The following is a 21,819-nucleotide window of genomic DNA, read 5'->3' on the forward strand; positions in this document are numbered from 1 at the left end:
GAAACCACGTATTGTAGGCGATGTGCCGCCGCGGCCATGCCGCGGCGCACCGGACGGCGGCTACTCTGCACCCGCGAAACATATTGATCAATCTTGATCCAAGCGATCAATATATCAGCCATGCGCACCGATTATCTTTCCGCCCGCGACGCCGCCGCGCGGCTCGGCATCAGCCTGGCCACGCTGTACGCCTACGTCAGCCGCGGCAAGGTCGATTCGCGTCCCGGCGCGGACGGGCGCAGCCGCGAGTACCTGGCCGAGGACGTCGAGCGCCTGATCGAGCGCCGCCAGGCCGGCCGCGGCGCCGCGCAAGGCGCCGCGCACAGCCTCACCTGGGGGCTGCCGGTGCTGGAGACGCGGATCTCGCTGATCCGGCCGCATGGGCACTACTACCGGGGACAGCCGGCGGTCGCGCTGGCCGAGTCCGGCGCCGGGCTGGAGGACGTGGCGCGCCTGCTTTGGGCCTGCGGGGACGCCGATCCGTTCGACGGCGCCGCACCCGCCGGCTGGTCGCCCGCGGTGCGGTCGCTGCTGGGCCGCGGCCTGCCGCCGCTGGAACGCACCATGGCCGCGCTGCCGCTGCTGGGCCTGTCCGCGCCGCATGCGCTCGGGGCCGATCCCGTGCGGCGACGCGAGGGCGCCGCGCGGCTGTTGCGCGAGACCGCCGCCCTGCTGTGCGCGGCGAAGCCGGACCGGCGCCCGATCCATGCCCGGCTCGCGGCTGCCTGGGGCTGCGACGACGCCCGCGCCCAGGCACTGCTGCGCGGCGCACTCGTGCTGTGCGCGGACCACGAGCTCAATGCCTCGGCCTTCGCCGCCCGCGTGACCGCCTCCACCGGCGCCGGCCTGCACGCCGCCGCGTGCGCGGGGCTGGCCGCGCTGTCCGGCCCGCGGCACGGCGGCGCCGCCGCGCGGGCGCATGCGTTGATCCGCCATGCACTGCGCGAACGCGACCTGCCCGCCTACGTGCGCGAGCGCCTGCGCCATGGCGACGAGCTGCCCGGCTTCGGCCACCCGCTGTACCCGGACGGCGACCCGCGCGCCGCGCTGCTGCTGCGCATGCTGGGCTCGGCGCACCCGCGCCTGGCCGGCGCGGCGCGGGTACGGCGCCTGGCCGACGCCGTCGTCGCCTGCTGCGGCCGCGCACCCAGCCTGGATTTCGCGCTGGCCGCGATCGCCCTGCTGCACGACCAGGATGCCGAGGCGGCGCTGTCGCTGTTCGCCGCCGGGCGCATGGCCGGCTGGCTGGCGCATGCGCTGGAACAGCAGGAGGCCGGCGGGCTGATCCGCCCCCGCGCCCACTACGCCGGGGCCATGCCCGAGCGCCTGCGTTGACATGTCCCGGCCCCCCGTCGGCGTGACGGCCTCGTCACGAGCCGGTCACGGTATCGGCGGGTGGCATCGCCTACGATAGCCCACGCCTATCCACCCTATCCCAACAATCAATTGGACTGATCGAACACGATCCCTACAATTGAGCCCATCAACCACCCACCAACGGAGATCAGCAAGTGTCTTTGATCAATACCGAAGTGAAGCCGTTCAAGGCCCAGGCGTTCAAGGCCGGCAAGTTCATCGAAGTGACCGAGGCCGACCTCAAGGGCAAGTGGTCCGTGGTGTTCTTCTACCCGGCCGACTTCACCTTCGTCTGCCCGACCGAGCTTGAGGATCTGGCGGACAACTATGCCGAGTTTCAGAAGCTGGGCGTGGAGATCTACAGCGTCTCGACCGACACCCACTTCTCGCACAAGGCGTGGCACGACACCTCCGACGCGATCAGGAAGATCGAGTACACCATGCTGGGCGACCCCACCCACGCGATCGCACGCAACTTCGAGGTGCTGATCGAGGACGCCGGCCTGGCCGACCGCGGCACCTTCGTGGTCGACCCGGACGGCAAGATCCAGATCGTCGAGATCACCGCCGGCGGCATCGGCCGCGACGCCAAGGAACTGCTGCGCAAGGTGAAGGCCGCGCAGTACGTCGCCAGCCACCCGGGCGAGGTGTGCCCGGCCAAGTGGAAGGAAGGCGAGAAGACCCTGGCTCCCTCGCTGGACCTGGTTGGCAAGATCTGATCCACCTGCCGTACCGGAACCGGGCGCCGCGGCGCCCGGTTCCCATCCACCGAGGATGCTTGTGCCAGCGGCTTGCGCCCGGCTTCGCTCCCCCTCCGCAGCCGCCCTCCCCGATGGCGTAGGCCGCTGCCACAAGTATCCCATCCCCCCTTCTCCCGCATCCGACCCCGGAGTGCCCGCCATGCTCGACGAAGCCATCAAGGCCCAGCTCAAGGCCTACCTGGAGAAACTCACGCAGCCGATCGAACTGGTCGCCGCGCTGGACGACGGCGCCAAGTCGCGCGAGCTGGACGAGCTGCTGCACGAGATCGCCGCAATGAGCGACAGGATCTCGCTGCGCCGCGACGACGACGAGCCGCGCAAGCCCTCGTTCGCGATCAACCGCCTCGGCACCGACGTCGGCGTGCGCTTCGCCGGCATCCCGATGGGCCACGAGTTCACCTCGCTGGTGCTGGCCTTGCTGCAGGTAGGCGGGCATCCGTCCAAGGCCGCGGCCGAGACCATCGCGCAGGTGCAGGACCTCGAAGGGGAGTTCCGCTTCGAGACCTATTTCTCGCTGTCCTGCCAGAACTGCCCGGACGTGGTGCAGGCGCTCAACCTGATGAGCGTGCTCAACCCCAACATCAAGCACGTCGCCATCGACGGCGCGCTGTACCCGGACGAGGTGGAGCGGCGCCAGGTCATGTCGGTGCCCACCGTCTACCTCAACGGCGAACTGTTCGACCAGGGCCGCATGAGCCTGGAACAGATCCTGGCGAAGATTGATACCGGCAGCGCCGAGCGCGAGGCCGGGAAGATCAAGGCCAAGGGCGCGTTCGACGTGCTGGTGGTCGGCGGCGGCCCGGCCGGCGCCGCGGCGGCGATCTACGCCGCGCGCAAGGGCATCCGCACCGGCGTGGCGGCCGAGCGCTTCGGCGGCCAGGTGCTCGATACCATGGCGATCGAGAACTTCATCTCCGTGCCCTACACCGAAGGCCCGAAGCTGGGCGCGGCGCTGGAGCAGCACGTGCGCGAATACGACGTGGACGTGATGAACCTGCAGCGCGCCACGAAGCTGGTGCCCGCCGGCGAATCCGCCAGCGGCCTGGTCGAGGTGCAACTGGAGAACGGCGCCCGCCTGAAGTCCAAGGCCGTGATCCTGTCCACCGGCGCACGCTGGCGGCAGATGGGCGTGCCCGGCGAGGACGCCTACCGCAACAAGGGCGTGGCCTACTGCCCGCACTGCGACGGCCCGCTGTTCAAGGGCAAGCGCGTGGCGGTGGTCGGCGGCGGCAACTCCGGCGTCGAGGCGGCGATCGACCTGGCCGGCCTGGTGGCCCACGTCACCCTGATCGAGTTCGACGGCAAGCTGCGCGCGGACGAGGTGCTGCAGCGCAAGCTGCGCAGCCTGCCCAACGTGGACGTGATCGTCAGCGCGCAGACCACCGAGGTGCTGGGCGACGGCCAGAAGGTCAACGGCCTGGTCTACAAGGACCGCACCGACGGCGTGATGCACAGCCTGGAACTGGAAGGCGTCTTCGTGCAGATCGGCCTGCTGCCGAACACCGAGTGGCTGAAGGGCTCGCTGGAACTCAGCCCGCGCGGCGAGATCGTGATCGACGACCGCGGCCAGACCTCGCTGTCCGGCGTGTTCGCCGCCGGCGACGCCACCACGGTGCCGTACAAGCAGATCGTGATCGCGATGGGCGCAGGCTCCACTGCCGCGCTGGCCGCGTTCGACCACCTGATCCGCAGTTCGGCGCCGGTGGCCGAAGCCGCCGAGGCCTGAAGTTCAGGCCTCGCGCGGGAGGCAGGTCGGTCGGCACGGCCCTTCGACTTCGCTGCGCTACGCTCAGGGCGAACGGTTGCGGGTTTTCCTCACCCCGTTCGCCCTCATCGAGTCCATTCGGGAGCCGAGCAGGGGCGGGACGATCAGGCTCATAGCGACGGCATAGACGTCGGTTCCTTTTCGCCGTTGCCGAAACCGCCAAAGAAAAAGGGCGGCCGAAGCCGCCCTCCCTCAAGCACCACGCCAACTCACTTGGCGAACAGGTGCTCGACGCCCGCGCGCTCCTCGCGCAGTTCCTTGTGGGTCGCGTCAATGCGCGCCTGCGAGAACGCATTGATCTCCAGCCCCTGCACGATGGCGTACTTGCCGTCCTTCACCGTCACCGGGTAACCGAAGATCACGCCCGGCTCGATGCCGTAGGAACCGTCGGACGGGATGCCCATCGAGACCCAGTCGCCTTCCGCCGTGCCCTGCGCCCAGGTGCGCATGTGGTCGATCGCGGCCGAAGCGGCCGAAGCGGCCGACGAGGCGCCGCGCGCCTTGATGATGGCCGCGCCGCGCTGCTGCACGGTGGGGATGAAGTCGTTCTCGTACCAGGCCTGGTCGACCAGCGACAGCGCCGGCTTGCCATCCACGGTGGCGTGGTGCAGGTCGGGGTACTGGGTGGAGCTGTGGTTGCCCCAGATGGTGACCTTGCGGATGTCGGTGGTGTGCTTGCCGGTCTTCTCGGCGAGCTGCGACAGCGCGCGGTTGTGGTCCAGCCGCACCATCGCGGTGAAGCACTTCGGGTCGAGGTCCGGCGCGTTCTGCTGCGCGATCAGCGCGTTGGTGTTGGCCGGGTTGCCCACCACCAGCACCTTCACGTCGCGCCTGGCGTGGTCGTTCAGCGCCTTGCCCTGCGGGCCGAAGATCGCGCCATTGGCTTCCAGCAGGTCCTTGCGCTCCATGCCCGGGCCGCGCGGGCGGGCACCGACCAGCAGTGCGTAGTCCACGTCCTTGAAGGCGACGTTGGCGTCGTCGGTGGCGACGATGCCGGCCAGGGTCGGGAACGCGCAGTCGTTGAGCTCCATCACCACGCCCTGCAGCGCGGGCAGCGCCGGGGTGATCTCCAGCAGGTGCAGGATCACCGGCTGGTCCGGACCCAGCATGTCGCCCGCGGCGATGCGGAACAGCAGGGCGTAGCCGATCTGGCCGGCAGCGCCGGTGACGGCGACTCGAACGGGGGCTTTCATCATGGATCTCCGTGGTTCGGTAATCGGAAAGGGAAGCGCGCAGGCGGCTCCCGGTCAAGCGAGTTCGGCGAAGAACTCCTGGATGCGGTCCAGGCCAGGCTGCAATTGTGCGGCCGGGCAGGTATAGGAAATGCGCAAGCCGCGCGGCTCGCCGAAGGCGGAACCCGGCACGCAGGCCACGCCCTTGGCCTCCAGCAGCGCGGCGCACAGTTCCACGTCGTTGGAAATCCGGGTGCCGTTGTGGCTCTTGCCGAACGCCACCGAGACGTCCGGGAACGCATAGAACGCGCCCTGCGGTCGCGGGCAGCTCACGCCGGGGATGGCGTTGAGCGCAGCGACCACGGTGTCGCGACGGGCGGCGAACTCGGCGCACTTCGCCTGCGGGATGTCCTGCGGGCCGGCGAACGCGGCCACCGCGGCCGCGGTGATCACTTCCGGGATGCTGGTGATGTGGTTGGAATTGAGCGTGGTGACCGCCTTGGCCACCGCTTCCGGCCCGGCCAGCAGGCCCACGCGCCAGCCCGGCATGCCGTAGGTCTTGGAGACCGAGTCGACGAACACCAGCCGCTCCCTCAACTCCGGCTTCGCATGCACGAAGTTGTGGTAGCCAATGCCGTCGAACACCATCGAGTTGTAGATGTCGTCGGTGATGATCCAGGTGTCCGGATGCTTCGCCAGCACGTCCGCCAGCGCCGCGATTTCCTCGCGCGTGTAGACCATGCCGGTGGGGTTGGACGGATTGTTGAACAGGAACACCCTGGGCTTGCGCGCCAGCGCCGCGTCGAGCTGCGTCGGCGTGAGCTTGTAGTCCTGGTCCGGGCCGCAGTGCAGCACGTTGACCTTGGCGCCCACGATGTCGGCGATGTCGCGGTAGGTGGTCCAGTACGGCGCGGCGAAGGCGATCTCGTCGCCTTCGTCCAGCAACGCCTCGGCCAGGTTGTACAGCACCTGCTTGGCGCCGATGCCGATCGACAGGTTGGCGTGGCCGTAGCCGGAAAAGCCCAGCGCCTCGATGTGCTTCAGGAAGGCGTCCAGCAGCGGCTCGGCGCCGCGGTTGCTGCCGTACTGGCCACTGTCGTGGCCGAGCGCCTCGCGCGCCGCCGCGTATACGTGCTCGCCGGGCAGGAAGTTGGGCACGCCGATGGAGAAGCTGATGATGTCGCGGCCGGCGGCCTTGAGCTGCTTCGCCTTGGAGGCGATGACCATGATCGCGCTGGGCTTGGCGCGGCCGACACGCTGGGCGAGCTGGGGCATGGCTTCCTCTGGATCGTGGGGGAGAGGGAACGCAAACCCGGGGATTTTAGCATGCGGCGACGCATCATCCGGCAGCGCTACGGAAGTCGCATTGACCGGCCCCGCCAGGGGTGCAATCCACCGCCCCGCCGTTGCATGATGGACGCGCCGCGCCCGTCGCGGCATTGCCGGGGCCCGCAGGACGCGGCGCCCAGCACCGAAGGGGAACCGTCATCCACCCGCAAGAGGACACACGGACATGCATTGGCTCTGGGTATTCATCGTCGGTCTGGTCGTCGGCATCATCGCCAAGCTCATCACCCCCGGGAAGGATCCGGGCGGCTTCATCATCACCGCCATCATCGGCATCATCGGCTCGGTACTCGCCACCTGGGTGGGCGAACACCTGGGCTGGTGGGGGCCCACCGGACTGGTGCACTTCATCGCCTCCATCGTCGGCGCGATCATCCTGCTGGTGATCTACCACGCCGTCTTCAAGCGCAACGCATCCAGCTGACCCGCAAACGCACGGCGCCGGCGAAGCACGTGCTTCGCCGGCGCCGTTTTCGCATCACCCTGATCGGATCAGGCGCCCAACCCGCCCAGCAGCTTGCCGGCCAGCCCTTCCAGCGCACCCAGGTCGAGGCCGCCACCCTGCCCCTGCGCCGGCACCTGGCCGTCGGGCGTGAGGTGGTCCACCGCGTGCGGCAGCACCTGCGAAAGCTGGCCCAGGAGCTGGTTCTGGTCGACGCCGAGCTTGCCGGCCGCCTGTTCCAGCACCGAGCCCAGGCCACCGTTCTGCAGCGCCTGGCCCAGTTGGCTGCCGGACACCGCCTGGTTCGAGCCGGTGCCGACCCACGATTGCACCGCGTCGCCCAGCCCGTGCTGCTGGAGCATGGCCACCAGCCCCTGCACGCCGCCGGCCTTCTGAATCAGTTCGCCGGCCAGCGAGATGAGCGAACCGCCGCCGGCCGCATTGCCCTGGGCTCCGCCCAGCAGATCGTTGAGAAAGGACATAGCCAGGCTCCTTGTCGAGAGTGGATGTGTGCAGCCCGTCGATTCTAGGTGGCGCGCCCCCTCACCGTCGTGACGGGCATGTGAAACCGGTCCCGGTTCCGGGTCGGAACATTCCCAAAATACGCCCGCCGGCGCCGGACGGTCAGGGCGCGGGCGCGGTGGAGTCGCGCAGCTCCAGCGAATACGGCACCTGCACCAGGCTCCCCGGGCCGCGGCCGCGCAGGGCCTCCAGCAACTGCAGGGCGGCCAGCCGGCCCATCTCGCGGCTGGGCTGGCGCACGGTGGTCAGCGCCGGCCACAGCTGGCTGGCCAGCGGGGTGTCGTCGAAACCGCACACGGACAGGTCGCGCGGCACCTTCAGCCCGTATTCGCCGGCCACCCACATCACGCCGGCGGCCATGTCGTCGTTGGCGGCGAACACCGCGGTGGGCCGCTTCTTCTTCGGCGCCAGCAGCTCGCGCGCCGCCGCCACGCCGGAGCCGAAGGTGAAGGCACCCTGCACCACCAGCGCCGGGTCCTCCGCCAGGCCGGCCGCGGCCAGCGCGTCGCGATAGCCGGCCAGGCGCCAGCGGCTGGCGCCGTGGCTGGGGATGCCGACCACGTGGGCGATGCGCCGGTGCCCCAGCCCGATCAGGTGCGCCACCATCGCCTGCGCGGCCCGGCGCTCGTCCATCACCACGCCGATGCGGTCGCGGTGCTTCACCGGCGACACGCAGGCGTGCGGCACCTCGCGCTCGCGCAGGCGCTTGAGCAGCGGCGCGTAGTCGGTGATCGGTGGGGTCAGCACCACGCCGTCGGGATGGTGGCGCGAGATCAGCGTGTCGACCCGGTGGATGAAGTCCGCGCCGCCGATGCGCAGCGGGCGCACCATCATGCTGTAGTGGTGCTCGTCGCAGGCTTCCAGCACGCCGTCCTGGATCTCGGCCAGGTAGGACGAGGTGGGGTTGTCGTTGTTGTCGTACAGCATCGCCACCAGGAAGGAGCGGTTGCCCGCCAGGCTGCGCGCCGACGGATGCGGGTGGTAGTCCATCGCCGCCATCGCGGCCAGCACGCGCTGGCGCGTGGCGTCCTTGACGTTGGCCTCGTCGTTGAGCACGCGCGACACCGTCTTGGGCGAAACGCCCGCCTCGCGCGCCACGTCTTCAAGGCGTACCCGCATGGATTCTCCCTTCACCCGGCGTCCGTCCCGCGGCATGCCCGCGGGACGGGACGGCGATGCTCAGCCACGCGCGTCCAGCGCCTGGTTCCACTCCTGCACGCGGCCGGCCTGGGCGGCCAGCAGCGCGTCCACGTCGCCTTCCACGGTGACCTTCTCGATCGCGTCGCCCTGGCGGATCGCGTCGACCACCTTCTGGTCCTCCGCGCCGACCACCTCGCCGAACACACTGTGCTTGCCGTCCAGCCACGGCGTCGGGCCGTGGGTGATGAAGAACTGGCTGCCGTTGGTGCGCGGGCCGGCGTTGGCCATCGACAGCACGCCCGGCTTGTCGTGGCGCAGCGAGGGGTGGAACTCGTCCTCGAACTTGTAGCCCGGGCCGCCGGTGCCGGTGCCCAGCGGGCAGCCGCCCTGGATCATGAAGTCGGCGATCACGCGGTGGAAGCTCAGCCCGTCGTAGTACCCGCGGCGCGCCAGGTTGACGAAGCTGGCCACCGTCACCGGGGCCTTGTCCTCGTGCAGGCGCAGGTGGATCGGGCCGCGGCTGGTTTGCAGGGTGACGTTGATGCTCATCGGGAATCCTTCTGGACTGGAATGCGTCGGCCCGGGGACAGGCCGGATGGTCCACAAGGATAACCCAGCCGCCGGCACAGGCAGGATGAACGGTGCGTTCCCGGCTAAAGCAGGTGCAGCCCGCCGTCGCACGCCACGACCGTGCCGGTGGTGAAGCCGTTGCCGACCAGGAAGGCGACCGCTTCCGCCACGTCCTCCGGGCGGCCCACCCGCCCCGCCGGCAGAGTCTCCGCCTGCTGGCGGAACACCGCGGCGCGGGCTTCGGCGCCCATCGCGTTCCACCACGGCGTGTCGACCACGCCGGGCGCCACCGCATTGACCCGGATCGGCGCCAGCTCGCGCGCCAGCACGGGCACCATCGCCTCGATCGCGCCGTTGATGGCGGCCAGGCCTGCCGTGCCGGGGTTGGCGATGCGCGCCGAGATCGAAGTGAGGAAGGTGATGCTGCCGCCCGGGCGCAGCGTCGGCAGCGCGGCCTGCGCCGCATGGACGTGCGGCCAGAACTTGGCCGCGAAGCCACGCTCCAGCGCGCCCAGGTCCAACTGGCGGAACGGGCCGCCGCCTTCGCCGCCGCTGAGCGCGACGACCAGGTCGTCGAACGCGCCGAGGCGCTGGAAGAAGGCGCCCAGCCGGGTCCGGTCGACGGCATCGAAGGCCTCGCCGCGCACGTCGCCCGCCAGCGGCCCGAGCGCCGCGGCAAGCCGGGCCGGGTCGCGCCCGGTGGCGATCAGCGCATGCCCGGCCTCCGCCAGCAGGCGGACGGTGGCCAGCCCCATTCCGGACGAACCGCCCAGCACCACGATCTTCCTGTGCCCGTCGCGCATGTCCGACTCCTCGTGCGGCCGCCGGATGCGGCCAGTGAGGCGATCGTGCATGCTCGGTTTCCATCGCTCCAATCGTTTGTCGACATGGACACCATCATCGAACGTGATTTCCGCCGGCTCGACCTGAACCTGCTGCTGGTCTTCCACGCCCTGATGCAGGAACGGCACGTCACGCGGGCGGCGGCGCGGCTGTACCTGGGCCAGCCGGCGGTCAGCGGCGCGCTGAAGCGCCTGCGCGCGGCGTTCGACGACCCGCTGTTCGTGCGCGGTCGCGCCGGCATGGAGCCGACGCCGCGCGCGCTGGAGCTGTCGCGGCAGGTCGATGCGCTGCTGCACGGCCTGCACGGGGCGATCACCGCCCACCGCCCGTTCGAGCCGCAGGCCTCGACGCGGGTGTTCCGCATCGGCACCAGCGAGGCGCTGGGCGTGGCGCTGTTCCCGCGCCTGCTGCAGCGCCTCGCCCGGGAAGCGCCCGACGTGCGGCTGGTCACCCTGGACACCGACCGCCACCGCGTCGCGCCGATGCTGGAGCGCAACGAGATCGAGCTGGCGCTGGGCATGCACGACGAAGGTCCGCGCTGGCTGCGCCACCGCCCGCTGTTCGAATGGCGCTTCGTCTGCCTCTACAACGCGGCGCTGGTGCGTCCGCGGCGGGCGAAGCTGGGCCTGCGCGAATTCCTGCGCCATCCGCACCTGCTCACCTCGTTCAAGGGCGAGCTGCACGGCTACATCGACGAGGAACTGGCGAAGCTCGGCCATGCGCGGCGCGTGCTGTTCGCCAATCCGCACTTCGCCACCCATCCGTTCATCGTGCGCGACACCGCGGCCCTGGTCACCGTGCCCGACTACGTCGCGCGGGTCTGGAGCCGCGAGCTGGGGCTGGCCGTCAGCCCGCTGCCCTTCCCGCTCCCAGCCCACCGGATGGATGCGACGTGGAAGGCATCCATGGACGGCGACGCGGGCCTGCGCTGGTTGGTCGGGACGGTGGCCGACGTCGCGCGTGGCGGGTGACGCGTGCATGACTTGCCGGGGCGGATGCCGCCGCACCCGATGGTGCTCTGGGCTCACCCCCGGCCGTATTCGTCGTGCCGGCGCCACCAGCGGTACGGCTCGGTCTGCGGCCAGCCCCCGGGCGAGTCCTCCCAGCGCTCCTGCCGGCCGAACGGGGTGAGGTCGAGCAGGTTGAAGTCCATTCGCAGGCGGTCCACGCCGCGCGCGGCGGTGAAGTAGCTGCGGTACACCGCGTCGCCGTCGCGCAGGAAGACGCTGAGGCCGAAGCCGCCGTCCAGGCCACAGGCGGCGTCGAAGCCGCCGCCGAGCGCGGCGTACCAGGGCACCGTCCACCCCATGCGGGCGCGATAGGCCGCGAGGCGCGGGAAGTCGGTGGCCGTGACCAGCGCCAGCGTGGTGTCGCGCGCATGCAGGTGTTCCAGCCGGCCGATGTTGTCGGCGAAGCCGGAGCAGCCCACGCAGAAGTCCTCGCCCGGGGGCATGAAGTGGTAGACCACCAGCTGGCGACGGCCCTCGAACAGATCGGCCAGCCCGACCTCGCCGTGCTCGCCCTCGAAACGGTGGCCCCCGTCGAAGCGGACCATCGGCAAGCGGCGCCGCGCCGCGGCCAGCGCGTCCAGGGCGCGGGTCGCCTCCTTCTCGCGGACCCGCAGACGGTCCAGCTCCGCCTGCCAGTCCGCTGCCTCGACCACGGGTGGAAAGTGCATGCCATGCCTCCTGGATGGCCGCCGCCGGCGGCACCTGTCTGGACGACGGACGGGCCGGCCCGGATTCGACACCGCCCCTCCGCGCCCGCGGCATGGGCAAGTCGGCCCGCAACCCCGTATAATCCGCGGGTTTATCCCCTCCGAAACTTCGCGTGCGGCTCTCCCGTGCCGCCCGGGCCCTTTGCCATGTCCATCGAAAATCTGCGCAACATCGCCATCGTCGCCCACGTCGACCACGGCAAGACCACCCTCGTCGACCAGCTGCTGAAGCAGTCCGGCACGCTCTCCGAGCGCACCGTGCTGGCCGAGCGCGTGATGGACTCCAACGACCAGGAAAAGGAACGCGGCATCACCATCCTGGCCAAGAACACCGCCATCACCTGGCAGGGCAACCGCATCAACATCGTCGACACCCCCGGTCACGCCGACTTCGGCGGCGAGGTGGAGCGCGTGCTGTCGATGGTGGACACCGTACTGATCCTGGTCGACGCGATGGACGGCCCGATGCCGCAGACGCGCTTCGTGACCCAGAAGGCGTTCGCGATGGGCTTCAAGCCGATCGTGGTGATCAACAAGATCGACCGTCCCGGCGCCCGCCCGGAGTGGGTGGTGGAACAGGTGTGGGACCTGTTCGACCGCCTCGGCGCCACGCCGGAGCAGATGGAGTTCCCGATCGTCTACGCCTCGGCCCTGAACGGCTACGCCAGCCTCGACGAGAACGTGCGCGAAGGCGACATGACGCCGCTGTACGAGGCGATCATGCAGCACGCGCCCAAGCCCGAGGTCGACCCGGAGGGCCCGTTCCAGATGCGCATCAGCCAGCTGGACTACAACAACTTCGTCGGCGTGATCGGCATCGGCCGCATCCAGCGCGGCACGCTGAAGAAGAACATGCCGGTGGCGGTGATCGACCGCCACGGCAAGAAGCGCCAGGGCAAGGTGCTGCAGGTGCTCGGCTTCATGGGCCTGGAGCGGATCGAGCAGGACAGCGCCGAGGCCGGCGACATCGTCGCCATCTCCGGCATCGCCGAGCTGACCATTTCCGACACCGTGACCGCGCTGGACGCGCCCGAGGCGCTGCCCGCGCTGACCGTGGACGAGCCGACCATCTCGATGACCTTCCAGGTCAACAACTCGCCGTTCGCCGGCAACAAGGACCTCAGCGGCGGCAAGTTCCTCACCAGCCGCCAGCTGAAGGACCGCCTCGACCGCGAGCAGGTGCACAACGTGGCGCTGAAGGTCGAGCAGGGCTCGGACGCGGACAAGTTCCTCGTTTCCGGCCGCGGCGAGCTGCACCTGTCGGTGCTGATCGAGAACATGCGCCGCGAGGGCTACGAACTGGCCGTGTCGCGCCCCGAGGTCATCATCAAGGAGATCGACGGCCAGAAGATGGAGCCGATCGAGCAGCTGGTGGTCGATGTGGAGGAGATCCACCAGGGTCCGGTGATGGAGCGCCTGGGCGTGCGCAAGGGCCAGCTCAAGAACATGGAGCCGGACGGCAAGGGCCGCGTGCGCCTGGAGTACATGATCCCGGCGCGCGGCCTGATCGGCTTCCAGAACCAGTTCAAGACCCTCACCCAGGGCTCGGGCCTGCTGTTCCACGTGTTCGACCACTACGGCCCGAAGGAAGAAGGCCAGATCGCCAAGCGCGCCAACGGCGTGATGATCGCCAACGCCGGCGGCACCACCCCCGCCTACTCGCTGGGGCCGCTGCAGGAACGCGGCAAGCTGTTCGCGGCCGAGGGCGACAACGTGTACGAAGGCCAGCTGGTCGGCATCCACGCCAAGGACAACGACCTCACCGTCAACGCGATCAAGCCCAAGCCGCTGACCAACATGCGCGCCTCGGGCAAGGACGACGCGATCCAGCTGACCCCGGCGACCAAGTTCTCGCTGGAACAGGCGCTGGACTTCATCGACGACGACGAGCTGGTCGAAGTGACGCCGAAGGAGATCCGCCTGCGCAAGAAGCACCTCACCGAGAACGACCGCAAGCGGGCTTCGCGCGGCGGCTGATCAGGCCGCTCCACGCACCCGCAGAAGGGCCGCCGGAATGGCGGCCTTTCTGTCCGGCGCCCATGACAGTACCCGGCCGAGGGCGTACCGTGGGCCGCGCTGCCCTGCCCCCTGCCTTTCCAGCCACCCGCCGAGGACACCGCCATGACCATCGAGACCGAAGCCGATATCGTGGCGCTGAGGCGCATCGGCGGCATCGTCTCCAGCGTGCTGCACGCGATGCTCGACGCGGCCGAGCCCGGCATGACCACGCGGGAGCTGGACCGGCTGGGCGCGGATCTGCTCGAAAGGCACGGCGCGCGCTCGGCGCCCGCGCTCACCTACGGCTTCCCCGGCGCCACCTGCATCAGCATCAACGAGGAAGCCGCGCACGGCGTTCCCGGCAGCCGGGTGATCCGGCCGGGCGACGTGCTGAACGTGGACGTGTCGGCCGAGTTGGACGGCTATTTCGCCGATACCGGCGGCACCCGCGTGGTGCCGCCGTCCAACGCGCAGAAGACCCGGCTTTGCCACGCCACCCGCATGGCGCTGGCGGAAGCCATGAAGCACGCCCGCGCCGGCCTGCCCATCAACGGCATCGGCGCGGCGATCCAGCGCACGGCGAAGGCGTACGGCTTCCGCGTCATCGAGAACCTGGGCAGCCACGGGGTCGGCCGCGCGCTGCACGAGGCGCCCGAGTACATCCCGGGCTACTTCGATCCCAGCGACGAACGGCGGCTCGAGGAAGGCATGGTGATCACCATCGAGCCGTTCCTCTCGACCAGGAGCCGCGTGGTGGGCGAGGCCGCCGACGGCTGGACGCTGGTGGGTGCGCGCGGCAACCTGTCCGCCCAGTACGAACACACCATGATCGTGACCCGTGCGCAGCCGATCGTGGTCACCGTGCATTGAGGGTGCCATCCCCGGCCCGCCCACTGCGGTCCGGAATGATCCAAGCATGGCCTCGAAGGATGAAGGTCCATATCGCTTGCACGAAAGCACGGCGAGAAGGCGACTCGTTTTCGGTGGCGACGACCTACCCAGCTCGTCATCCCGGCGCAGGCCGGACAAGCGCGCAGCGCGCAGAACGCCCGCAGGGCGGCCCCGAAGGGGCGAGCGCAGCGAGTCATCCAGTAGCGACCACTCCCGCTCGAGCCGCACGGCGACTGGATGGCCAGACCTTCGTCTGTTGATAAAGCGCTTCCGGCCTGCGCCGGAATGACGAGCCAGAGCGTGGGGTCGATACATGTTATGCATAGCCGCGAGTGTTCGAAATTATTCCGGACAACAGCGCGGATCCGCCGGCACGCGAATGAAAAAGCCGCCCGGAGGCGGCTTTTCGCAGCCAGCTTCAGCAACTACTTCGAGGCCCGATCCGCAGCCTGCCGCAGGTCGGCACACAACGAGGCCCCGTCCGACGGGCAGGACTCCGAAGCGTTGCGCTTGATCCGCTCCAGCTCGTCGGTATCCAGCGTGCTGTTGACGTGGCTCAGCACGAAGGCGCGCAGCGCCGGTTCCTGCCGGATCAGCGCCTGCAACTTCGGCAAGGTTTCCCATTGCCCGGCCAGCAGTCGCGCGATGGCGTCGGAACTGCCTTCGGCGATATAGCCGTCGTCGCACTGACGGTACGCCTTGAAGAAGTGGCCGACGGCCGCCCAGTCGTCGAGCTTGTCCAGCATGGCATCGGCCGCCTCGCCCTGTGCGGGCGAACACGTCTGCGCCGCCGCATGCCGCGGGCCGGCCTGTACGCAGCCCGCCACCAGCAGCAGGCCGCAAAGAAGCATAGGTTTACGGATGGACATGGGCGGCTCCAAAGCGGGCATGGCCCGCATGCGCGGATCGCTGGCTGTTGCCGCTGACGATCATCGTCGTCAGCGGATCGGTCGCCATGAAATCCCTGATGCTCTTCATCGCCGCATCCGAAGTCCGTATGCAACCCATGGTCGGGTGCGGAGGTCCCGGAAGGTGCCGGGCGTTGGCGCGTCCCGAGTGGACACCGACGCCGACGTGTCCCGGCACATTGAATCGAATGATGCCGTAGGACCCGTAGGGGCCATTTGGATCGGCGGCATGCGGATGCGGCCTCGACCTGTCCTGGATGGCGTAGCTGCCATCCGGGATGTGCGGCTGGATCGTGGCATGGCTGTCGACATTGTTGTAGGCCGACCAGGTGCCGACGATCTTGCCTTGCTTGTCGACCAGCGTGAGCTGGTGCAGAACACCGTTGTACTTGAGCTTCGACATACCTGTCTCTCCTTGCTTGTGTTTCCTGCAGGGAGTGTCTGCGCGTGGCAAATGGCGAGTCAAGGCCGGGGGACTGTTTGCGCGACAGCTTTCAGACTCACCTCACATTCTTCTCGGAGCCATGTAGGAGCGCACCCTGTGCGCGAAGGTTTCTGGCCAGGCTTCGCCAAAAGCCTTTCGCGCATAGGGTGCGCTCCTACAAAAGCAGGCTATTCGAGGCGCCCGCGGGGTCACGCGTCGTGCAACGTTTCCACGCCGCGGATCGGCGCGCCTTCGGTGTGGTGCATGTCGAACACCAGCAGTTCGTTGTCGCCCTCGCGCAGCCACGCGGCCGGGCAGTACAGGCGCTGCTGCGGGCCGAGCTTCCAGTAGCGGCCGAGCAGGTGGCCGTTCACCCACAGGTAGCCCTTGTCCCAGGCCGCCATGTCCAGGTAACTGTCGCCTGTCCGCGGCAGATGCAACACGGCCCTGAAGAACACGCCGGGTCGCGCGGGCTTGCCGTGCAGCGGTTTCAGGCTGGCGATGCAGTGCGCGTCCAGCGGTAGGCTGAAGGCCTGCCAGTCGCGCAGTTCGCGGCCGTCCAGGCGCACGGGCCCGAGCAGGCCCTTGCGGTCGCCGTCCATGGCGCGGCCGTAGCCGACGTGGCCGAAGCTGTCGACGAGGATGTCCAGTTCGCCCTCGCCCGGCGGCAACGCCAGCGGGCGTTCCGGCAGCCCGGCCTTGGGCACGCGGGAAATGGCGCCCAGGTACCGGCCGCCGTGGGACACGGCGGCATCGTCGTGCACGCCGCGCACGTCGAGCGTGCCGCCACCCGGCACGCGCTTGCGGTACAGCACCATGCCGTGGTCCTGCGCGAACAGCCGTTCGTTGGGCTGCGGCGCGGGCACACTTTTCGGTGGCGGCAGGTTGTCCCACAGCGCGGCGTGCGGCTGCGGCGTCACCGCGTCGAAGCGGATCGCCGGCGGCGGCGCCGGCACCTCGGGCAACGGGTGCGGCACGTGCGCGGCGAGCAGCGCGCGGAAACGGTGGTAATCGGGCGTGGCGGCGCCGCGCTCGTCGATCGGCGCGCCGTAGTCGTAGCTGGTGATCACCGGCTGGAAATCGCTGCCGTCCCTGTTCGCGTTGGCGCCCGCGCCGAAGCCGAAATTGGTGCCGCCGTGCACCACGTACAGGTTGAACGAGCGCCCTTCCGCCAGCAGCCTGCCCAGCGTGCCGGCGAAGTCGCCGCGCGCGAAATCCTTGTCGCCCCAGTGGGTGATCCAGCCCGGATAGCCCTCGCCCATCCATACCGGCATCTCGCCCGCGATGGCCTGGGCCCCGGCGAAATCGGTGTCGCCGTCCAGGCCCAGCGCGGTGCCGGGCAGGTACGTCCTCGCCTCGCGCACCTGGCCCAGGCCGTCGGAGATGGAGAACGGCCCGTGGATGCCGTGCGCCTCCCACAGCGCGCGGATCGCCTCCAGGTAGCCGAGGTCGCGGCCGTACGAGGCGTATTCGTTCTCCACCTGCACCATCAGGACCGGGCCGCCGTTGGCCGCCAGCAGCGGCCGGATGACCGGCGCGACCGTGGCGACGTAGCGGCGCACCGCGGCCATGTAGTCCGGGTCGTCCCTGTCGCGCACGCGCATGTGCGGGTGGCGCAGCAGGTACGGCGGCAGGCCGCCGAAATCCCACTCGCCGCAGATGTAGGGACCGGGGCGCAGATACACCCACATGCCCTCTTCCTGGCAGATGCGGATGAACTTCGCGAAATCGCGGCGGCCGCTCTTGAGGTCGAACACGCCCGGCTCGGATTCCAGCGCGTTCCACATCAGGTAGATCGCGATGGTGTTGAGCCCCATCGCCTTCGCCATGCGGATGCGGTGGCGCCAATAGCCGGCGGGGATGCGGATCGGATGCATCTCGCCGCTCATGATCTGGAAAGGTTTTCCGTCGAGCAGGAAATGCTGCCTCGACAATTCGAAGCGATGCCTGCGACCGTCCGGCTCGAGGGCGTTCGCGGCCGCGGTCGCGCGAACGTCGCCGGCGCACCAGCCCGCGCCAAGGGCCAGCGGGGTCAGCACGCTCAGGCGCAGGAAGTCTCGTCGTTGCATCGTTGATCACCGATCGGTGGCGTCAGTGGTGGTGGCCGGCCAGTGCACCCGCAGGGGATGCGACCAGCGCATCGAATAATCATGCAAATATGCCTGCCAGGCACGGAAGTCGGGCATGTCGCCCTGCGACCAGCCGGCGCCGGAGGCGAAACGGATGCTGCCGCCGTCGGCCACGTCGAACAGCGCCCAGGCGGCATCGCGCGTGCGCGCGTAGCGCGCCGTCTCGTCCGGCGCCAGCAGCAGCGCGGTGGCGATGCGCCCCGCGCTCTTCTTCTGCGGCGTGTCCCACACCGCGATCCGCGTGGCGCCGTCGTGCACGAGGTCCGCGCCGGCATGCACCGCCACGCCCGCGGCCACGGTCGCGCGCGGCGCACCCGCAATGCGGTAGGTCACCACCTGCCGGTTGAGATGTGCGCCGGCGTCCAGCGTGACCACCTTGTGCTGGCGCAGCAGCACCTTGCCGACGCGCCACGCCGGGTAATCCACCTCGAAGCGCAGCCGCACCGGCCCCAGCGCGGTGATGCGCACCCGCGACGCGTTGCGCGAGGCCACCGGCGCGCCGTCCAGCCAACCCGCGGTGCCGCCGTCGCCGGGCGTGTGGCCCACCTCGTAGCTGTCCAGGCCGTCGCCGTGGTCGATGTGGTACGACATCGAGGGATCGTTCAGCCGCTGCCCCTCGGCGTCGCGCCTGTACCACGCGTCGACCACGTGCCGGGGCGGCCGCTTCGACCACACGTCGATGCCCGGGAACACCTGCCCGGTCTTTTCCAGCGCGCTGCCGTAGATGCGGAAGGCCACCTGCCCGTTTTCCCAGGCGAAGTCGTCGTCGCGTTCGGGCACCTGCCGCGCGTACAACGGATTCGGCGAGGCCTTCGCATCGACCGGCGCGGGGAAGATGTCCAGCTTCGCGCTGTCCCGCGGCGCGATGTCCAGCAGTACCAGCAACCGGTCCGGCGTACCACCGTCGTCCGCGTAGCATTGCACGGGCAGCAACCCGGGCCTGCCGGCGATGCGGACCGCCAGGCGGCATGCGTCCCATGCCGGGCGCCGGCGCCGCAGTTCCGCCAGCGGCAGCGACAGCACTTCGTCGTGGCGCGCCAGCGCGAGCGGGTTGGCGACTTCGACGACCAGCGGCCGCGCGGCATTTCCGCCGGCCATGGCGGCTTCCTGTCCGGCCAGCCACACGGCCAGCAGCGCCAGGCCACGCATGCCCGCTGAAAAAGAAATCGAAAGTTTCAATAATTGTTGAAACATTGCGAAACTCTATCCTAAGCTCGACGGCAGTCTCAACAAGCCTCGCCGCCCATGCTCCAGGTCCTTCGTTCCAAGGTTCCGTCCCGGCTGCGCGCGCTGGGCCTGCTGGCCGCCGCGCTGCTGGCGCTGTCGCCCGGCCATGCGCGGGCCGACGACCCGATGGCCGGCGACGCGCCGGCCGATCCCGGGCCGCGCGCGCAGCTCTCCGGCGCGATGCGCCCCGCCGACATCCGCCGTGCGGCGGCCCTGGTCGCTGCCTGGCAGTACGGCCGGGTGAAGGACCACGACAGCCTGGACTGGACCTTCGCCCCGCTCTACCTCGGCTTCCTCGATGCCGCGGACCTGCTGCGCGAGCCGCGCTACGCCGCCTACGTGCGCGGCGTGGGCGAACACTCCGGCTGGGGCCTGGGGCCACGCGTGCACCACGCCGACGACCAGGCGGTGGCGCAGGCCTGGCTGGCGCTGTACGCACGCCACCCCGACCCGGCGATGCTGCGCCCCCTGCGCGAACGCTACGCGGCACAGATGCGGGTGCCTGACGATCCCGGACGCCCGCTGTGGTGGTGGTGCGACGCGCTGTTCATGGCGCCGCCGACCTGGGCCGGGCTGGCGCGCGCCACGCACGACCGCGCCTACCTCGACTACATGGACCGCCAGTGGTGGATCACCAGCGCGCTGCTGTACGACCCGGCGGAGCGCCTCTACAGCCGCGACGCCTCCTACCTGCGCAAGCGCGAGCACAACGGCCGCAAGCTGTTCTGGAGCCGCGGCAACGGCTGGGTGATGGCCGGCCTGGCCCGCGTGCTGGCGCTGATGCCGGCCGACTATCCGCAGCGCCCGCGCTACGTGCGGCAGTTCCGCGCGATGGCCTCGCGGCTGGTGCAGTTGCAGGGCCGCGACGGCCTGTGGCGCGCGGGCCTGCTCGACGCGGAAGCCTACCCGCGTCCCGAGGTGTCCGGCTCGGCCTTCATCGTCTACGCGCTGGCCTGGGGCGTGCACCACGGCGTGCTCGACGACGCCGCCTACCGGCCGGCGATCGCCCGCGGCTGGCGCGGCCTGGTGGGCGAGATCTACGCCGACGGCCGGCTCGGCGACATCCAGCCGATCGGCGCCGCGCCGGGCGACTATCCGCCTGGCGCCAGCTACGTGTACGGCGTGGGCGCCTTCCTGCTCGCCGCGGGCGAGGTGGATGCCTTGAGCGGGGGAACGCGGCATTGAACGCCGCGAAGAAGACGGGTCACGTCATCGGGCCGGCCGTAGCGATGGCGCTGCTGGCCGCGGTTTCGACGGCATGCGCCACCGAAGCGCCGACGCCGCGCTGGTGGTGCCCGCTGGCCTCGCCCTCCGCTGCCGCGTCCGGCGATCCCGTGCTGGCCGATGCGCTGGCCCATCTCGATGCGCAGCCGCGGCCGATGGCCCATGTGCACACCCAGGGCCTGCTGCCGCACCAGGGCATCCACGACGCCAGCGCCGAGGCCGAGCGCGACTGGCCGCTGGCCCTGCGCGCCGCGGTGGGCTGGCGGCTGGACGGCAGGCCGGAACTGCTGCGCCAGGTCGCGCGCTACCTCGATGCCTGGGCCGGCACCTACCGGCCCGACTTCAACCCGATCGACGAGACCAACCTCGACCAGCTGTTCCAGGCCTACGCGCTGACCCGGGACGCCCTGCCGGCGGCCACCCGCACCGCGATGGCCGGCCTGCTCCGGCGCATGGCGGAGGGCTACCGCTCGCGCCTGCGGCAGAAGGCCGGGTCCACCTACATCAACGACGTCAACAATTGGCAGAGCCACCGCATCAAGCTGCTCGCCACCGCCGCCGCGGCGCTGGGCGACCCGGCCCTGGTCGCCGACGCGCGCCGGCGGCTGATGACCCAGGTGGCCGCCAACATCCGCCCCGACGGCAGCACGGTGGACTTCGCCCAGCGCGACGCGCTGCACTATGTCACCTACGACCTCGAACCGCTGGTGCAGGCGGCGTTGGCACTTTCGCCCTACGGCAGGGACAACCTGCTCGAGGCACGCTCGCCCACCGGCAGCAGCATCGCCGCCGCGCTGGACTGGCTGGCGCCGTATGCCGAAGGCCGCCTGTCGCACCAGGAGTTCGTGCACACCAGCGAGCCGTTCGACGTCGAGCGCCGCCGGGCCGGGCTGGAGGGTTACGGCGGGCGGTGGAATCCGCGCAACGGCGCCACGCTCTACGCCTATGCGGCGGTGCTGATGCCGAAGTACCGCGCGCTGGCCGCGCGGCTGGGTGGCACGCCACCCGTGCTGCATGCCTGCGCCCCGGGCACCGCGGGCAAACCGGAGGCCGGGCTCCCGCCTACGCGATAAACGGCGCGGCCACACCGCACCGTATCTGGAAACCGAGGCCCCCAAGCTCGTCATCCCGGCACAGGCCGGGATCCAGTGATCCGTATGCCTGAACAAGCACGATCGCTACTGGATTCCGGCCTGCGCCGGAATGACAAGCGGAAACATGGACGTCTCGCTCTGCTATGGCTATGGCTATGGCTATGGCTATGGCTATGGCTTGGCTCTGCTATGAACCTGCCCCCTGAGAGCGGACGCCAAGAAGCACGGAGTCAAGCGGCCTGCTTCAGCTTCTTGGCATAGTCGTTGGGTGACAAGTAGCCGAGCGCCG

General features: G+C 69.9%; 20 protein-coding genes. 9 read left to right on the forward strand and 11 right to left on the reverse strand.

Going from position 1 to position 21,819, the window contains the following annotated elements:
- The first annotated feature begins 120 nt into the window (after nt 1-120).
- The 3 genes from QMK61_RS15625 (at nt 121) to ahpF (ending at nt 3,843) form a co-directional block, all read left to right on the forward strand.
- Entirely contained in the window at nt 121-1,335 is a 1,215-nt protein-coding gene (locus tag QMK61_RS15625) for a citrate synthase family protein (protein WP_302073159.1), read from the forward strand.
- Nucleotides 1,336-1,511: 176 nt separating this feature from the next.
- Nucleotides 1,512-2,075, forward strand: coding sequence for an alkyl hydroperoxide reductase subunit C (gene ahpC, locus QMK61_RS15630; protein ID WP_302073160.1), 564 nt, complete (start codon nt 1,512-1,514; stop codon nt 2,073-2,075).
- A 181-nt stretch (nt 2,076-2,256) separates the two neighbouring features.
- Nucleotides 2,257-3,843, forward strand: a complete 1,587-nt coding sequence (gene ahpF, locus QMK61_RS15635; protein ID WP_302073161.1) for an alkyl hydroperoxide reductase subunit F — start codon at nt 2,257-2,259, stop codon at nt 3,841-3,843.
- Between the two features lie 248 nt (nt 3,844-4,091).
- Here the strand turns inward: ahpF and QMK61_RS15640 are convergent, their stop codons facing one another.
- Together QMK61_RS15640 and QMK61_RS15645 are read right to left on the reverse strand one after the other, a co-directional pair.
- The gene (locus tag QMK61_RS15640; RefSeq protein ID WP_302073180.1) at nt 4,092-5,075 is read right to left on the reverse strand and encodes a malate dehydrogenase; all 984 of its coding nucleotides are present in this window, start codon (nt 5,073-5,075) and stop codon (nt 4,092-4,094) included.
- Between the two features lie 54 nt (nt 5,076-5,129).
- Entirely contained in the window at nt 5,130-6,329 is a 1,200-nt protein-coding gene (locus QMK61_RS15645; RefSeq protein ID WP_302073162.1) for an aminotransferase class I/II-fold pyridoxal phosphate-dependent enzyme, read from the reverse strand.
- 238 nt (nt 6,330-6,567) lie between these two features.
- On the opposite strand from QMK61_RS15645, the gene QMK61_RS15650 reads away from it, so the two are divergent.
- Nucleotides 6,568-6,825 carry a GlsB/YeaQ/YmgE family stress response membrane protein gene (locus QMK61_RS15650; RefSeq protein WP_302073163.1) on the forward strand — a complete coding sequence of 86 codons (258 nt, stop codon included), beginning with the start codon at nt 6,568-6,570 and terminating at the stop codon, nt 6,823-6,825.
- 68 nt (nt 6,826-6,893) lie between these two features.
- On the opposite strand, the gene QMK61_RS15655 is transcribed toward QMK61_RS15650, so the two are convergent.
- The 4 genes from QMK61_RS15655 to QMK61_RS15670 form a co-directional block, all read right to left on the reverse strand.
- Nucleotides 6,894-7,325 carry a YidB family protein gene (locus tag QMK61_RS15655; RefSeq protein WP_302073164.1) on the reverse strand — a complete coding sequence of 144 codons (432 nt, stop codon included), beginning with the start codon at nt 7,323-7,325 and terminating at the stop codon, nt 6,894-6,896.
- 142 nt (nt 7,326-7,467) lie between these two features.
- Nucleotides 7,468-8,484 (reverse strand): LacI family DNA-binding transcriptional regulator, encoded by a 1,017-nt coding sequence (locus QMK61_RS15660; RefSeq protein ID WP_302073165.1) that lies wholly within the window; start codon nt 8,482-8,484, stop codon nt 7,468-7,470.
- Nucleotides 8,485-8,544: 60 nt separating this feature from the next.
- A complete protein-coding gene (locus tag QMK61_RS15665) occupies nt 8,545-9,054 on the reverse strand; it encodes a peptidylprolyl isomerase (protein ID WP_302073166.1) in 510 nt (169 codons plus the stop codon).
- 104 nt (nt 9,055-9,158) lie between these two features.
- Nucleotides 9,159-9,929, reverse strand: a complete 771-nt coding sequence (locus QMK61_RS15670; protein ID WP_302073167.1) for an SDR family oxidoreductase — start codon at nt 9,927-9,929, stop codon at nt 9,159-9,161.
- Nucleotides 9,930-9,962: 33 nt separating this feature from the next.
- Here QMK61_RS15670 and QMK61_RS15675 point away from each other — a divergent pair, with 33 nt between their 5' ends.
- Complete coding sequence (locus QMK61_RS15675) at nt 9,963-10,889, forward strand: LysR family transcriptional regulator (protein ID WP_302073168.1); 927 nt, start codon at nt 9,963-9,965, stop codon at nt 10,887-10,889.
- A 53-nt stretch (nt 10,890-10,942) separates the two neighbouring features.
- On the opposite strand, the gene QMK61_RS15680 is transcribed toward QMK61_RS15675, so the two are convergent.
- Complete coding sequence (locus tag QMK61_RS15680; protein ID WP_302073169.1) at nt 10,943-11,596, reverse strand: DUF899 family protein; 654 nt, start codon at nt 11,594-11,596, stop codon at nt 10,943-10,945.
- A 186-nt stretch (nt 11,597-11,782) separates the two neighbouring features.
- Between QMK61_RS15680 and typA the strand changes: the two genes are divergently transcribed.
- Nucleotides 11,783-13,612 (forward strand): translational GTPase TypA, encoded by a 1,830-nt coding sequence (typA, locus tag QMK61_RS15685; RefSeq protein WP_302073170.1) that lies wholly within the window; start codon nt 11,783-11,785, stop codon nt 13,610-13,612.
- A gap of 144 nt (nt 13,613-13,756) precedes the next feature.
- The gene (gene map / locus QMK61_RS15690) at nt 13,757-14,503 is read left to right on the forward strand and encodes a type I methionyl aminopeptidase (RefSeq protein ID WP_302073171.1); all 747 of its coding nucleotides are present in this window, start codon (nt 13,757-13,759) and stop codon (nt 14,501-14,503) included.
- Between the two features lie 446 nt (nt 14,504-14,949).
- On the opposite strand, the gene QMK61_RS15695 is transcribed toward map, so the two are convergent.
- The 4 genes from QMK61_RS15695 to QMK61_RS15710 form a co-directional block, all read right to left on the reverse strand.
- Entirely contained in the window at nt 14,950-15,393 is a 444-nt protein-coding gene (locus QMK61_RS15695) for a hypothetical protein (RefSeq protein WP_302073172.1), read from the reverse strand.
- A complete protein-coding gene (locus QMK61_RS15700; RefSeq protein ID WP_302073173.1) occupies nt 15,380-15,835 on the reverse strand; it encodes a hypothetical protein in 456 nt (151 codons plus the stop codon). The genes QMK61_RS15695 and QMK61_RS15700 overlap by 14 nt, the downstream gene beginning before the upstream one ends.
- Nucleotides 15,836-16,065: 230 nt before the next feature.
- Complete coding sequence (locus QMK61_RS15705; protein WP_302073174.1) at nt 16,066-17,925, reverse strand: beta-galactosidase; 1,860 nt, start codon at nt 17,923-17,925, stop codon at nt 16,066-16,068.
- Nucleotides 17,926-17,931: 6 nt separating this feature from the next.
- Nucleotides 17,932-19,134, reverse strand: a complete 1,203-nt coding sequence (locus QMK61_RS15710) for a DUF4861 family protein (protein WP_302073175.1) — start codon at nt 19,132-19,134, stop codon at nt 17,932-17,934.
- Between the two features lie 96 nt (nt 19,135-19,230).
- Here QMK61_RS15710 and QMK61_RS15715 point away from each other — a divergent pair, with 96 nt between their 5' ends.
- Both QMK61_RS15715 and QMK61_RS15720 read left to right on the forward strand, forming a co-directional pair.
- Nucleotides 19,231-20,397 carry a glycoside hydrolase family 88 protein gene (locus tag QMK61_RS15715; protein ID WP_302073176.1) on the forward strand — a complete coding sequence of 389 codons (1,167 nt, stop codon included), beginning with the start codon at nt 19,231-19,233 and terminating at the stop codon, nt 20,395-20,397.
- Nucleotides 20,394-21,509, forward strand: a complete 1,116-nt coding sequence (locus QMK61_RS15720) for an alginate lyase family protein (protein WP_302073177.1) — start codon at nt 20,394-20,396, stop codon at nt 21,507-21,509. The genes QMK61_RS15715 and QMK61_RS15720 overlap by 4 nt, the downstream gene beginning before the upstream one ends.
- The last annotated feature ends 310 nt before the right edge of the window (nt 21,510-21,819 follow it).

Origin of the sequence: Fulvimonas sp. R45 (assembly GCF_030504985.1) — a bacterium.
In the GTDB taxonomy this organism is placed as follows: domain Bacteria; phylum Pseudomonadota; class Gammaproteobacteria; order Xanthomonadales; family Rhodanobacteraceae; genus Rhodanobacter_A.